Annotated in this window: 13 protein-coding genes and 1 other annotated feature; of the genes, 8 read left to right on the forward strand and 5 right to left on the reverse strand. The window is 61.0% G+C overall.

Translation table 11 applies throughout. The annotated features are described in order from the left end of the window. Positions 1-32: 32 nt before the first annotated feature. The 5 genes from I6L49_RS05765 to I6L49_RS05785 all read right to left on the reverse strand — a co-directional run bounded on the left by I6L49_RS05765 (position 33) and on the right by I6L49_RS05785 (position 4,578). Positions 33-911: an alpha/beta fold hydrolase gene (locus I6L49_RS05765; RefSeq protein WP_143182613.1), complete on the reverse strand. Its 879-nt coding sequence runs from the start codon at positions 909-911 to the stop codon at positions 33-35. Between the two features lie 8 nt (positions 912-919). Further along, positions 920-1,435: a Slp family lipoprotein gene (locus I6L49_RS05770; RefSeq protein WP_042056024.1), complete on the reverse strand. Its 516-nt coding sequence runs from the start codon at positions 1,433-1,435 to the stop codon at positions 920-922. A gap of 118 nt (positions 1,436-1,553) precedes the next feature. After that, entirely contained in the window at positions 1,554-2,255 is a 702-nt protein-coding gene (gene tsaB / locus I6L49_RS05775; protein WP_216950827.1) for a tRNA (adenosine(37)-N6)-threonylcarbamoyltransferase complex dimerization subunit type 1 TsaB, read from the reverse strand. Between the two features lie 90 nt (positions 2,256-2,345). Then, positions 2,346-4,265 carry an ATP-dependent DNA helicase gene (locus I6L49_RS05780; RefSeq protein ID WP_216950828.1) on the reverse strand — a complete coding sequence of 640 codons (1,920 nt, stop codon included), beginning with the start codon at positions 4,263-4,265 and terminating at the stop codon, positions 2,346-2,348. Between the two features lie 67 nt (positions 4,266-4,332). After that, a complete protein-coding gene (locus I6L49_RS05785; protein WP_216950829.1) occupies positions 4,333-4,578 on the reverse strand; it encodes a hypothetical protein in 246 nt (81 codons plus the stop codon). Between the two features lie 188 nt (positions 4,579-4,766). Continuing rightward, positions 4,767-4,891 (forward strand) — a sequence feature (His leader region). A gap of 28 nt (positions 4,892-4,919) precedes the next feature. On the opposite strand from I6L49_RS05785, the gene hisG reads away from it, so the two are divergent. The 8 genes from hisG to hisIE are packed head-to-tail and all read left to right on the forward strand — an operon-like array spanning position 4,920 to position 12,173. Then, positions 4,920-5,816, forward strand: coding sequence for an ATP phosphoribosyltransferase (gene hisG / locus I6L49_RS05790; RefSeq protein ID WP_156852749.1), 897 nt, complete (start codon positions 4,920-4,922; stop codon positions 5,814-5,816). A 12-nt stretch (positions 5,817-5,828) separates the two neighbouring features. Continuing rightward, a complete protein-coding gene (hisD, locus tag I6L49_RS05795; protein ID WP_204383203.1) occupies positions 5,829-7,154 on the forward strand; it encodes a histidinol dehydrogenase in 1,326 nt (441 codons plus the stop codon). After that, on the forward strand, positions 7,151-8,221 hold the full coding sequence (gene hisC, locus I6L49_RS05800) for a histidinol-phosphate transaminase (RefSeq protein WP_204383204.1): 1,071 nt from the start codon (positions 7,151-7,153) through the stop codon (positions 8,219-8,221). Before hisD ends, hisC begins: the two co-directional genes overlap by 4 nt. Before the next feature lie 15 nt (positions 8,222-8,236). Continuing rightward, positions 8,237-9,346, forward strand: a complete 1,110-nt coding sequence (gene hisB / locus I6L49_RS05805; RefSeq protein ID WP_204383205.1) for a bifunctional histidinol-phosphatase/imidazoleglycerol-phosphate dehydratase HisB — start codon at positions 8,237-8,239, stop codon at positions 9,344-9,346. Continuing rightward, a complete protein-coding gene (hisH, locus tag I6L49_RS05810) occupies positions 9,346-9,990 on the forward strand; it encodes an imidazole glycerol phosphate synthase subunit HisH (protein ID WP_216950830.1) in 645 nt (214 codons plus the stop codon). Before hisB ends, hisH begins: the two co-directional genes overlap by 1 nt. 5 nt (positions 9,991-9,995) lie before the next feature. After that, positions 9,996-10,757: a 1-(5-phosphoribosyl)-5-[(5-phosphoribosylamino)methylideneamino]imidazole-4-carboxamide isomerase gene (hisA, locus tag I6L49_RS05815; RefSeq protein WP_204383207.1), complete on the forward strand. Its 762-nt coding sequence runs from the start codon at positions 9,996-9,998 to the stop codon at positions 10,755-10,757. Further along, complete coding sequence (hisF, locus tag I6L49_RS05820; protein ID WP_005345639.1) at positions 10,757-11,530, forward strand: imidazole glycerol phosphate synthase subunit HisF; 774 nt, start codon at positions 10,757-10,759, stop codon at positions 11,528-11,530. The genes hisA and hisF overlap by 1 nt, the downstream gene beginning before the upstream one ends. After that, the gene (hisIE, locus tag I6L49_RS05825) at positions 11,523-12,173 is read left to right on the forward strand and encodes a bifunctional phosphoribosyl-AMP cyclohydrolase/phosphoribosyl-ATP diphosphatase HisIE (protein ID WP_216950831.1); all 651 of its coding nucleotides are present in this window, start codon (positions 11,523-11,525) and stop codon (positions 12,171-12,173) included. The genes hisF and hisIE overlap by 8 nt, the downstream gene beginning before the upstream one ends. The last annotated feature ends 39 nt before the right edge of the window (positions 12,174-12,212 follow it).

Consider the following 12,212-nt stretch of genomic DNA (forward strand, 5'->3'; position numbering starts at 1 on the left):
AACAAACCTGGAATTATTGAAAGCTGGCGATTCTACCGAACTTGACAAAACTTTACGATACAAACGGCCGTATCAACCGAATTTTCCATATGAAAATGGTGGTTTCCACCCAATATGACCCGTTCGATCTGCTGGAAGGCATCCTGACGGGCCTGCCATTGGGCTTCAAGCGCAGCAAAGCCCTGCTCCCCCTGAATCAACAGCACAGGACAGCGGATAGCCGCCATCAGCGCCCGGGCTTGCCCTTCGCTCATTCTCAGGGGTGAAAGATCCCGCAAACGGGGATCGCTGCGCCAATGCCAGCGTCCTGCCCTCATCTCAAGCTGCCGCTCACAGATAAGACGCGCCGACTGCGGCGTGATATCCGCCACTTTGCAACGAGCGGCGACAGCCTCATCGATGGAGGCAAAGCCGTTGGCACTGCGTTCCCGAGTGCGACTGCGGTTTAAAATTGCACGTCGCAGCTGGGTAGGAGCCTCCTCATCGGGCTGGCTCAGCGGCCCCAGCCCCTCCAGCATGATCAACCGCTCCACCTGTTCGGGGAACACCCCGGCATAGGCGGAGGCGATCAACGCCCCGAGGGAGTGACCGAGCAGAGTGAAACTCGACCACCCTGCCGCCTGCACGATCTGGTAGAGATCGTCCAGCCAGTCGACAAAGACATAAGGGGTGGTTTTGTGATCGGAGTGACCATGTCCCGGCAGATCGACACAGATGAGGTGAAAATCCCCCAGATGCGGCGCCAGCGGCAAGAAGCTGGCACTGTTGTCGAGCCAGCCGTGCAGGGCAATCAGCAGGGGTTTGCCCTGCTGATCATGCTCCGCAGACTGGTTATCCAGCAGGGCTACCCGCCGCCCATCCGCCAGGGTCAGCAGCCGCTCGTGTGTGGTGCTCATCATAGCGTTAATCATGGCAAGCCTTAGCGACGCAGCGGCCGTCTCGGCCAGAAAGGATCATAGAAGGGGTCGTAGAAGTAGGGGTCCATATAGCGCACCTCCACCTCCTTGACTGGCGGCCACAGCTTGCTGCCCGTCACATTGAGCACAGAGAAGCGGTACTTGTGCTCGCCAATCTGGCTATCAACCGGTTTGCCTATGGTGCCAAGCACCGTCAGGCTACGCCCCTTGGCGTAGAGGGTCGGGTCGACAAATCCCTTCATGATGGCCAGAAAACGGCCCGGGCTCTGCTCGGTCTGCTCCGGCACACCGTTGGATTTAAGCGGCAGATAAACCACTTCAATAACGCTCTTATCCGCCTTGTTGTGCACCGCCGAGATAACGCCGCTCCAGCGGGCCGGTTTGCCCTCCATTCCGCCAAGGGCGGGCTGATAGGCCACCAGCTGGTTTTCTGGCTCATAGGCTAGCTCCTTGGGGACCGAACTGCAGGCCCCGAGCAACAGAGCCAGCACCCCGACCACCATCCCGCGTTTCATCATGTCGCTTCTGCTATTACGCATCATGTCACTCTCCTGTTGCCGGCGTGGCCCGTCTGGCCATCCGCTTGTGTTGCAGCTGATGAGCGGCAAGAGCGACATGCTGTCAGTGCTCCTGCCCTTATTCGCGACCCGGCAGTTTTTTCCAGGTCACCTTGTCACGTAAATAGACCGGCGTTGCTTGTTCAACCGGTACCGCCTCCCCCGCCAGCCAAGCAGCGCGGGCCAGCGGCAGCATGTCCTCTGCCGCCGGGAAACGCACCTGGCTCACCGCCAGCTCATCGGCCAGACCACTCAGGGTCTCGCCATAGGTTTCAAAACCGGTGCCGACGCAGGTCACCCTACCCGCCAGCTTGCCACGGGAGTCAACCAGCGCCGCGGGATCGCTCACCACCTCGTCACCCACCAGCTGCATGCGGCCATCAATTAGCTCATAGCGGCCGAAATAGACCTCGTTCATCCGCGCATCTATGGCGGTCAGCACCTGCAGGGCGCCATCCAGTCGATAGGCGCCTTGCGCCATGGCGGCCAGCGTCGAGATACCGATCAGCGGGACACCCGCACCAAACGCCAGACCTTGCGCCACACTGATGCCGATCCGCACGCCGGTAAAGGAGCCCGGGCCGCGACCGAACGCGATGGCATCGAGGTCACTCAAACTTATCCCGGCATCCTCTAACACAGCCTGAACCATGGGCAGGATTTTTCGGGTGTGATCCCGTGGCGCCTCCTCCCAGCGGGAGAACAGCTTGTCACCCACCAGCAAGGCGGCGGAGCAGGCTTCGGTGGCGGTATCAACGGCCAGGATCTTCAACTCGTTCATGCTTTCCAATCTCTATAAAATCAGTCAATTACATAACCGGCAAGCGAGATATGCTCACCCGTTGTTCAAATCTGTTAGCTGGCGACACATTTATTCACCGCGTTCAGTTCGATCGAAAAAACTCCCCAGCGTTCCCAACTCCCGAGTGCGAGGGATGGCGGGCAGACTCTTGATAAAGGTGGCACCGTAAGGCTTGTTGACCATGCGTGGATCACAGATCACCAGTACCCCGTGATCACTGCGATCACGAATAAGCCGCCCCACCCCCTGCTTAAGGGCAATCACCGCCTTGGGCAACTGCAGCTCGGCGAAGGGATCCCCCCCCTTGAGCTTGCAATCATCCACCCGCGCCTTGAGCAGCGGATCATCGGGGCTGGCAAACGGCAGTTTGTCGATGATAACACACGACAACGCCGCCCCTCGCACGTCGATCCCCTCCCAGAAACTGCTGGTCGCCACCAGCACGGCGCGGCCATTCTCGACAAACTCCTTGAGCAGCCGCTGCTTGTTGTCCTCCCCCTGCAACAAGACGGTACGGCCAATCTCCCGGCGCAGCACCTCGGCTACCTGACGCATCACCTGATGGCTGGTGCAGAGGAAGAAACAGCCCCCCGGCGTCTTGTTGATGAGGGGGATCATCAGATTAGCCAGTTGCTCGCCACGACCAAAGGCGTTGGGCTCCGGCAGATAGCGGGGCACACAGAGCCGCGCCTGCTCGCCATAGTCGAACGGACTGTCGAGGATCAGCTCGGCGCTGCCCGCCAGCCCCAACTCGGCCTTGAAGTGGTCAAAACGCATATCCACCGTCAGGGTGGCGGAGGTGAAGACCCAGGCCACTTCCGGTCTTTGCACCTCGGCACTGAATCGCTCGGCCACCGACAGCGGCGTCAGATTGAGGGTGAAATGAAGCCGTGAGCAGTCGTACCAGTAGGAGAAACCGGTCTGGTTGACCGCCAGCACTTCACCCAGGCGGGCGCGCAGTTCACTGATGCGCTCGAAGGCGTGATCCAGCTGCTCGCCCCGGCCAAGAGCCAGTTTGAGCACCTCGTAGCAGAGCCCAATGGCATCGTTAAGACGAGCCAAAGCCTGCCCCCAAAGCGGCTGGCGCAACATGTCGCGGGTATTACCGCGACCGCCATCCACCCCGAAGGCGAGACGCAGATCCTGACTGGCGATAGCGAGCCGGTCCGCCGCCTTGCCGAGCTGGGCCATATCGTGGGCCTCTGCCCGATAGGCCAGCTGGATATCCTGCGCCAGATCCTGAATCGTTCGGCTGCCTACCGACTTGCCGAAGTAGTTGGTGGCGATCTCCGGCAGCTGGTGCGCCTCGTCAAAAACGTAGACTTGCGCCTCCGGCACCAACTCACCAAATCCGGTGTCTTTCACCGCCATATCGGCGAAGAAGAGGTGGTGGTTGATCACCACCACCTGGGCATCCATGGCGCGGCGTCGGGCCACCACCAGATGGCAGTCGTCGTAATAGGGGCAGTCGCGACCGAGGCAGTTGTCGTTGGTGCTGGTGACGTGGGCGAGGATCTCGGCGTTCTCCTGCAATCCCGGAATATCCCCCACATCGCCGTTATCGGTAGCAGTGGACCAGGATTTGACCTTCACCAGATCGTTCAGGATTTCAGGCTTTTGCAGATGGGATTCGCTCAAGAGCCGGTTCATCCGCTCGATGCAGAGATAGTTGCTGCGCCCCTTGAGCAAGGCCACCGGCGGGGTGTAGGAGAGCGCGCCGGTAATGGTCGGGAGATCCCGATAGAAGAGCTGTTCCTGCAGATTTTTGGAGCCGGTGCTGATCACCACCCGCTTGCCGGATTCCAGCGCAGGGACCAGATAGGCGTAGGTCTTGCCGGTACCGGTTCCTGCCTCAACCAGCAGACGGCCACCACTCTTGATGGCGCGCGCGACCGCTTCGGCCATCTCCAGTTGGGGTGCGCGGGCTTTGAAACCGTCGATATGGCTGGCCAGAGGGCCATCTGGCTTGAACAGGGTCTGGATGGTCAAAAGGGCGTCCCGCAGCAAAAGCGGCCATTATGCCAAAAGCGCGGCAAAAGCGGGACAGATAATCTGCCTAGACGAACAGATCGATCTGATGCTCGTGGTCCGGCTTGTGATCGCCCTCCTCCGCCTTGGGCTGATCACGCTTGGCGGGCGTGCTATACGCCTGCTGGCGCTGCTGGGAGTCACTGTTGTCAGTGCCGGTCTTGCGCAGCTGGTGCTTTTTGCTGATCTGGTTCACTTCCCGCTTGATCTCTTCGCTGCCGGGCGCAGCGGGTGCCCTGGGCAAAATGGGAAACAACAGGTCCTGGCTGGGCATGATGGCGACTCCTGCAAGGGGTTATTGTCTAGTTATCGGCCAGAAAACCGTTTTCGCCACTTTAATCGATCAAATCACAATTTCGGGTTGCATTTTCTGTCAAGGCAGGTAGTGTAAATCAGGCGTCAATTACGACATATTATTTTGTAAAGGATTGATTACATGAAGTTCACCACCCTGAAGACTCATCACCACCATCATCATCCCGACTAGTCTTTCAGGAGGTTGACTGCTGGAAGACACTTAACTGGTGACTTCCAAAAGGACCGCAAGATTCATAAACCCTCGGAAGCACCCACTTCCGAGGGTTTTTTCGTTTTTGACTAGAAGGAAATCGAGCAATGGAAACACAACGTCTGCGTATCGCCATGCAAAAGTCCGGTCGTCTGAGCCAGGACTCCCAAGCTCTGTTCAAGAGCTGTGGCCTGAAAATCAACCTGCGCGAGCAGCGCCTTATCGCCCATGTCGAGAACATGCCCATCGATATCCTGCGGGTGCGCGATGACGACATCCCGGGGCTGGTAATGGAAGGGGTGGTCGATCTTGGCATCATCGGCGAGAACGTGCTGGAAGAGGTGCAGCTGATCCGCGCTTCTCAGGGTCAGCCCTTTGCGGTCAAGACTCTCAAGCAGCTCGATTTTGGCGGCTGCCGCCTCTCGCTGGCGGTGCCGGAAGATGTAACCTACACAGGGCCAGAGAGCCTTGCCGGCAAACGCATCGCCACCTCCTATCCCGGGCTGCTCAAGCGCTTCTTTGACGAAAAAGGGCTCAATTTCAAGAGCGTGATGCTGGGCGGTTCGGTGGAAGTGGCGCCCCGCGCGGGTCTCGCCGATGCCATCTGCGATCTGGTCTCCACCGGTGCAACCCTGGAAGCCAATGGCCTGAAAGAAGTAGAGGTGATCTACCGCTCCAAGGCGGTACTGGTACAGGCCCCCAACCCCTTGTCCGATGCCAAGCAGCAGCTTATCGACAAATTGCTGCCCCGCATTCAGGGGATGCAGCAGGCCCGCGAGAGCAAGTACATCATGCTTCACGCCCCCAAAGACAAGCTCGATGCCATCACAGATCTGCTGCCGGGTGCCGAGCGCCCCACCATCATGCAACTGGCCGGTGACACCAATCAGGTGGCGCTGCACGTCGTCTCCAGCGAGACCCTGTTCTGGGAGACCATGGAGCAGCTCAAGGCCCTCGGTGCCAGCTCCATTCTGGTGCTGCCCATCGAAAAGATGATGGAATAAGGAAGGGACATCATGCAGACCCTGATCTGGAAGACCCTCTCCCCCGCCCAGCAGGCCGACGTGCTGACACGACCAGCCCTCAATGACGAGGCCGATATTGGCGCCGTGGTCAAAGAAATCATCGCCGCGGTGCGCAGCCGGGGCGATGAGGCCCTGCGCGAGCTGAGCCTGCGCTTCGAGCGCGCCCCCCGTGAACAGTTGCGTGTTAGCGAGGCCGAGATTGAAGCCGCCTGCGCGCGGCTGGATGACGGCATCAAAAGCGCCATCGAAGCGGCCATTGCCAATATTCGCACCTTCCACGCCGCGCAACTGCAGCAGGTAGTGCGGGTGGAAACCCAACCCGGGGTGGTGTGCGAGCTGCGCACCCAGCCCATCAGCCGGGTCGGTCTCTATGTGCCGGGGGGCAGCGCACCGCTCCCCTCCACCGTGATGATGCTGGCCATTCCGGCTGCGATCGCCGGTTGCCGGGAAGTGGTGCTCTGCACCCCGTCCCCGGCCAGCGACGAGATCCTGTTTGCCGCCCGCGCCTGCGGCGTCGAGAAGGTGTTCGCCATCGGCGGCGCCCAGGCCATCGCGGCAATGGCGTACGGCACAGAGAGCATTCCCAAGGTGGACAAGATCTTCGGCCCGGGTAACGCCTATGTGACCGAAGCCAAGGGGCAGGTATCCCGCGACTGGCGCGGCGCCGCCATCGACATGCCGGCCGGCCCCTCCGAGGTGTTGGTGATCGCCGACGAGAGCGCCAACCCCGCCTTCGTAGCGGCGGATTTGCTCTCCCAGGCCGAGCATGGCCCCGACAGTCAGGTGGTGCTGGTGACCACCTCACCACTGCTGGCCGATGCCATCGCTGGAGAAATCAAGAGCCAGCTGGCCAAGCTGACTCGGCGCGACATCGCCGCGCAGGCGCTCGGCAGCAGTCTGGTGATCCTCTGTGACGATCTGGCCGAGGCGTGTGCCATCTCCAACGCCTACGCGCCGGAGCACCTGATCGTGCAGACCCGAGCCCCGCGCGATCTGCTGGATAAACTCGAGAACGCCGGTTCCATCTTCCTCGGAGCATGGACACCGGAATCGGTCGGCGATTACGCCAGCGGCACCAATCACACCCTGCCCACCTATGGCTATGCCCGCACCTGTTCCAGCCTTGGCCTCGCCGATTATCAGCGCCGCTACACGGTGCAGGAGCTGAGCGCCGAAGGCATTCGCGGCCTTGGCCCTATCGTCGAGCGTATCGCCCAGGCCGAAGGGCTAGATGGCCACAAAAATGCCGTCACCCTCAGGTTGAACGCCCTGGCCGCCGCGCCCCAACCAACAGCACAGCAGAAGGATTTGTCATGAGCATTGCCAATCTGGCGCGCCGCGTGGTGCGGGCCCTCACCCCTTATCAATCCGCCCGCCGTATCGGCGGCAATGGCCACGTCTGGCTCAATGCCAACGAAGCACCGCTGGCCTATCCCTTCACGATCGAGGGAAGCCGTCTCAACCGCTACCCCGAGTGTCAACCGGCCGAGGTGGTGAACGGCTATGCCGCCTACGCTGGAGTCAATCCCGATCAGGTGCTGGTGAGCCGTGGCGCCGACGAGGCCATCGAGCTGCTTATTCGCACCTTCTGCGAAGCGGGTGAAGATCAGATCCTCATCTGCCCGCCCACCTACGGCATGTACGCCATCAGCGCCGAGACCTGTGGCGTCGGCATCGTCGAGCAGCCGCTAACCGCCAGCCGCCAGCCGGACTGGCCCGCCATCGCGGACCGTCTGTCTGATGTGAAACTGGTGTTTCTCTGCTCCCCCAACAACCCCACCGGGGATCTGGTGGGGCGCGACGGCCTCATCGCCCTGCTGGAAAAAGCTCGGGATCGCGCCATCGTGGTGGTGGACGAGGCCTATATCGAGTTCTGCCCCGAGGCGTCCGTGGTGGACCTGCTGGCCCGCTTCCCCAATCTGGTGGTGACCCGCACCCTCTCCAAGGCTTTTGCCCTGGCGGGGATCCGCTGCGGCTTTACGCTGGCAAGCCCCGAGGTGATCGCCATGCTGGCCAAGGTGATCGCCCCCTACCCCATCCCCGAGCCCATCGCCCAGATCGCGGCGCAGGCCCTCTCCCCCATGGGGCTGGAGCTGATGCGCGAGCGAGTAATAGAGCTCAACAAGCAAAAAGCCGCCTTCAAGGCAGAGCTGGCAACGCTTGCCTGCGTGAAGGAAGTATTTGAAGACAGGGGCAACTTCGTGCTGGTGCGCTTTGTGGATGGCGCCGCCGTCTTTGCTGCCATGAAGGCCACCGGCATCATTCTGCGGGATTTCTCGACCAAACCCGGCTTGGATAACAGCATTCGCGTCACCATCGGCTATCAGGGCGAGATGGATGCCGTGCTGGCGGTACTGCGTGATATGCCCTCTCCCACTTTGTAAAACAAGGATGTAGCGATGAAGACCCCGTTTTTGTTTATCGACCGCGACGGCACCCTGATTGAAGAGCCGGTGACCGACAAGCAGGTGGATAGCCTCGCCAAGCTTCGCTTCGAGCCCATGGTCATTCCGGTACTGCGCAAGTTGCAGGCCGCCGGCTACGTGCTGGTGATGGTGACCAATCAGGATGGGCTGGGCACCGCCAGCCTGCCGCTGGAGAACTTCCAGCCACCCCACGACCTGATGATGCACCTGTTCGAATCGCAAGGGGTGAAGTGGGAACAGGTGCTGATCTGCCCGCACTTCCCCACCGACGGCTGCAGCTGCCGCAAGCCCCACCTCGGGTTGGTGAAGGAGTATCTCGCCTCCGGTCGCATCGACTTTGCCAACTCCTTCGTGATTGGCGATCGCCAGACCGATCTGCAGCTGGCCGAGAACATGGGCATTGGCGGGATCCGCTACCACCCGCAGGATCACAACTGGCCCGCCATCCGTGATCAGCTGTTATCCAAGGGGCGCGTAGCCTCGGTGGAACGCTACACCAAGGAGACCCGTATTAAGGTGGCCCTAGATTTGGACAAGAGCGGCGGCAACCAGATCGCCACCGGCATCGGCTTCTTTGATCACATGCTGGATCAAATTGCCACCCACGCCGGTTTCCAACTCAAGCTGAACGTCAGCGGCGACCTGCATATCGACGATCACCACACGGTGGAAGACGTCGGTCTGGCCCTCGGTCAGGCATTGCGTCAGGCCCTTGGCAACAAGCGCGGCATCGGCCGTTTCGGCTTCGTGCTGGCAATGGACGAAGTGCAAGCGGTGATCGATGCGCGCCCGCTGACCGAGCAGGAGGTGAGCACAGCGCTGGATCTCAGCGGCCGCCCCTACTTCGTGTTTGACTGCCCGAGCGGCTTTGGCCGCGACAAGGTGGGCGAGATGGCCACCGAAATGGTGCCCCACTTCTTCCGCTCCCTCTCGGACGCCATGGCCATCACATTGCAGATGAAGGTGGGCAGCGGCAACACCCACCATCAGGTGGAGGCGCTGTTCAAAGGCTTTGGCCGTGCCCTGCGTCAGGCCATTCGGGTGGAAGGGAGCGAGCTTCCCTCCAGCAAGGGAGTGTTGTGATGGATGTAAGCAAGCAGAAGCTGGTCATTATCGATACTGGCTGCGCCAATCTGGCCTCGGTCAGGATGGCGTTCGAGCGCCTCGGCGTGCGGCCGCTGGTCTCCAGCCAAGCGGCCGATATCGAGCAGGCGGACAAGCTGATCCTGCCCGGTGTCGGCACCGCGGTGGCCGCCATGAACAACCTCAACGAACGGGGGCTGGTGCCCCTTATTCGCGCCGCCAAGCAGCCGCTGCTGGGCTTTTGTCTCGGCATGCAGATGCTGGCGGAGGCCTCCGAAGAGAGCATGGGTACGGATGACTCGTCAGAGCGGCTTATCGACTGCCTTGGCATAGTGCCGGGCAAGATCAAGCTGATGGAGGTGGGCACCTTACACCAGTCAAGCATGCGCCTGCCCCATATGGGCTGGAACCAGATTGAGCATGACGAGAGCCATCCTCTGCTCAAAGGGATCCCGAGCGGCAGCTACTTCTACTTCGTTCACTCCTATGCGCTGGAGGTGACAGAAGCAACGCTGGCGACCTGTGACTACGGCCAGCCGTTTACCGCCATCGTCAGTCGTGACAACTTCTTTGGCGCCCAATTCCACCCGGAGCGCTCAGGCGCAGCCGGTGCCCGTTTGCTGCAAAATTTTCTGGAGCTGTGACTAGCATGATCATTCCCGCAATTGACCTTATCAACGGTCAGGTGGTTCGCCTCTATCAGGGGGACTACGAACAGAAGACCGAATACAGCAGCAGCCCGCAAGCCCGCTTCGATGAATATGTCTCCCAGGGGGCGGTGCAGCTCCATCTGGTGGATCTGGACGGTGCCAAGGATGCCAAGGCGCGCCAGCTGCCCCTGCTGACCCAACTGCTGTCGGCCACTGAAGCGCCAGTGCAGGTCGGCGGCGGCGTGCGCACCGAACAGGATGTAGCGGATCTGCTGGCCGCCGGCGCCAGCCGGGTGGTGATTGGCTCCACCGCCGTCAAATCCCCGGATCTGGTGGCGAGCTGGATGGAGAAATATGGCCCCGAGCAGATCGTGCTGGCGCTGGACGTCAATATCGATGAGCAGGGCAATCGCCATATCGCGGTGGCGGGCTGGCAGGAGAACAGCGGGGTGACCATCGAAGCGCTGATCGAGCGCTTCCTCCCCGCCGGGCTCAAGCATGTGCTCTGCACCGACATCAGCCGTGACGGCACCCTGGCTGGTACCAACGTCGAGCTCTATCGGGATCTCTGCACCCGCTACCCGAGCGTCGCCTTTCAAGCCTCCGGCGGCATTGGCGGCATCGCAGATATCGAGGCGCTCAAGGGCTCCGGCGTCAAGGGGATCATCCTTGGCCGCGCCCTGCTGGAGGGCAAGTTCTCGGTAGGTGACGCCATCGCCTGCTGGCAAGCCCCCGCAGCCGATACCACAGGAGGAAACTGATGCTGGCAAGACGCATTATCCCCTGCCTCGACGTGAAAGATGGCGTGGTGGTCAAGGGGGTGCAATTTCGCAACCACGAGGTGATGGGCGGCATTGTCGAGCTGGCGCGCCGCTACGCCGAAGAGGGCGCTGACGAGCTGGTGTTCTATGACATCACCGCCTCCAGCGATGCGCGGGTGGTGGACAAGAGCTGGGTAAGCCGGGTAGCGGAGGTGATCGACATCCCCTTCTGCGTCGCCGGTGGCATCAAAAGCGTCGAAGATGCCCGCCAGATCCTCGAATTTGGCGCCGACAAGGTCTCCATCAACTCTCCTGCGCTGGCCGACCCGACCCTGATCAGCCGACTGGCCGAGCGCTTTGGCGTGCAGTGCGTAGTGGTGGGCATTGACTCCTACTTCGACGCCGACACGGGCCACTATCAGGTCAAACAGTTTACCGGCGACGAGAGTCGCACCCGCACCACCGCCTGGCACACCCTCGACTGGGTGCAGGAGGTGCAAAAGCGCGGCGCGGGCGAAATCGTGCTGAACGTGATGAATCAGGACGGCATGCGTCAGGGTTATGATCTCGACCAGCTCAAACTGGTACGCAGCGTCTGCAAGGTGCCGCTGATTGCCTCCGGCGGCGCCGGGGCCATGGCACACTTTCGCGATGCCTTTACCCTCGCTGATGTGGATGGGGCGCTGGCCGCCTCTGTGTTCCACAAGGGCCTTATCCCCATTCCCGAATTGAAACGCTGGCTGAAAACCGAAGGAGTCGCCATCCGTGAATAACTTCTCTGAAAATGCACAAACCACCGCCAGCGCGCGCCCCCTTGCCGAACAACTCGACTGGGAAAAGTGTGACGGCATGATCCCCGCCATCGTCCAGCACGCTGCCAGCGGCGAGGTGCTGATGCAGGGCTTTATGACCCGCGAGGCGTTGGAAAAGACCCTGGCTACCTGCCAGGTCACCTTCTTTAGCCGCAGCAAACAGCGACTGTGGACCAAGGGTGAAAGCTCGGGCAATGTGCTCCAACTTGTGGCCATCAGCACCGACTGCGATCAGGATTCCCTGCTGATTGCCGCCAACCCCGTCGGCCCCACCTGCCACAAAGGGACAACCTCCTGCTTTAATGGTCACCCGCTGCCACCCCTCGGTTTTCTGGCAGAGCTGGAGCAGGTGCTGGCCGCCCGCAAAGGGGCCGATCCGGCCACCAGCTACACCGCCAGCCTCTATGGCAAAGGCACCAAGCGCATCGCCCAGAAGGTCGGTGAGGAAGGTGTCGAAGTGGCGCTGGCCGCCATGGCCAAGGATCGGGAGGAGCTCATCAACGAATCCGCCGATCTGCTCTACCACCTGACCGTGCTGCTGCAAAATGAAGGTCTGGGATTACAGGATGTGGTGCAGCGGCTTTATGAGCGGCATAATATATAATGCATGAAATATAATAACGGGATATTCTTCCCGTTATTA

It is taken from the genome of Aeromonas sp. FDAARGOS 1419 (assembly GCF_019047045.1).
Lineage (GTDB): Bacteria > Pseudomonadota > Gammaproteobacteria > Enterobacterales > Aeromonadaceae > Aeromonas > Aeromonas veronii.

Excerpts from the sequence above, each read along its gene's own strand:
- hisG (WP_156852749.1), top strand. The coding sequence starts at position 4,920 with ATGGAAACACAACGTCTGCGTATCGCCATGCAAAAGTCCGGTCGTCTG.
- hisA (WP_204383207.1), top strand. The coding sequence starts at position 9,996 with ATGATCATTCCCGCAATTGACCTTATCAACGGTCAGGTGGTTCGCCTC.
- I6L49_RS05785 (WP_216950829.1), bottom strand. The coding sequence starts at position 4,578 with ATGCCCAGCCAGGACCTGTTGTTTCCCATTTTGCCCAGGGCACCCGCT.
- hisC (WP_204383204.1), top strand. The coding sequence starts at position 7,151 with ATGAGCATTGCCAATCTGGCGCGCCGCGTGGTGCGGGCCCTCACCCCT.
- hisB (WP_204383205.1), top strand. The coding sequence starts at position 8,237 with ATGAAGACCCCGTTTTTGTTTATCGACCGCGACGGCACCCTGATTGAA.
- hisH (WP_216950830.1), top strand. The coding sequence starts at position 9,346 with ATGGATGTAAGCAAGCAGAAGCTGGTCATTATCGATACTGGCTGCGCC.
- hisD (WP_204383203.1), top strand. The coding sequence starts at position 5,829 with ATGCAGACCCTGATCTGGAAGACCCTCTCCCCCGCCCAGCAGGCCGAC.
- I6L49_RS05770 (WP_042056024.1), bottom strand. The coding sequence starts at position 1,435 with ATGATGAAACGCGGGATGGTGGTCGGGGTGCTGGCTCTGTTGCTCGGG.
- I6L49_RS05765 (WP_143182613.1), bottom strand. The coding sequence starts at position 911 with ATGATTAACGCTATGATGAGCACCACACACGAGCGGCTGCTGACCCTG.
- hisF (WP_005345639.1), top strand. The coding sequence starts at position 10,757 with ATGCTGGCAAGACGCATTATCCCCTGCCTCGACGTGAAAGATGGCGTG.
- tsaB (WP_216950827.1), bottom strand. The coding sequence starts at position 2,255 with ATGAACGAGTTGAAGATCCTGGCCGTTGATACCGCCACCGAAGCCTGC.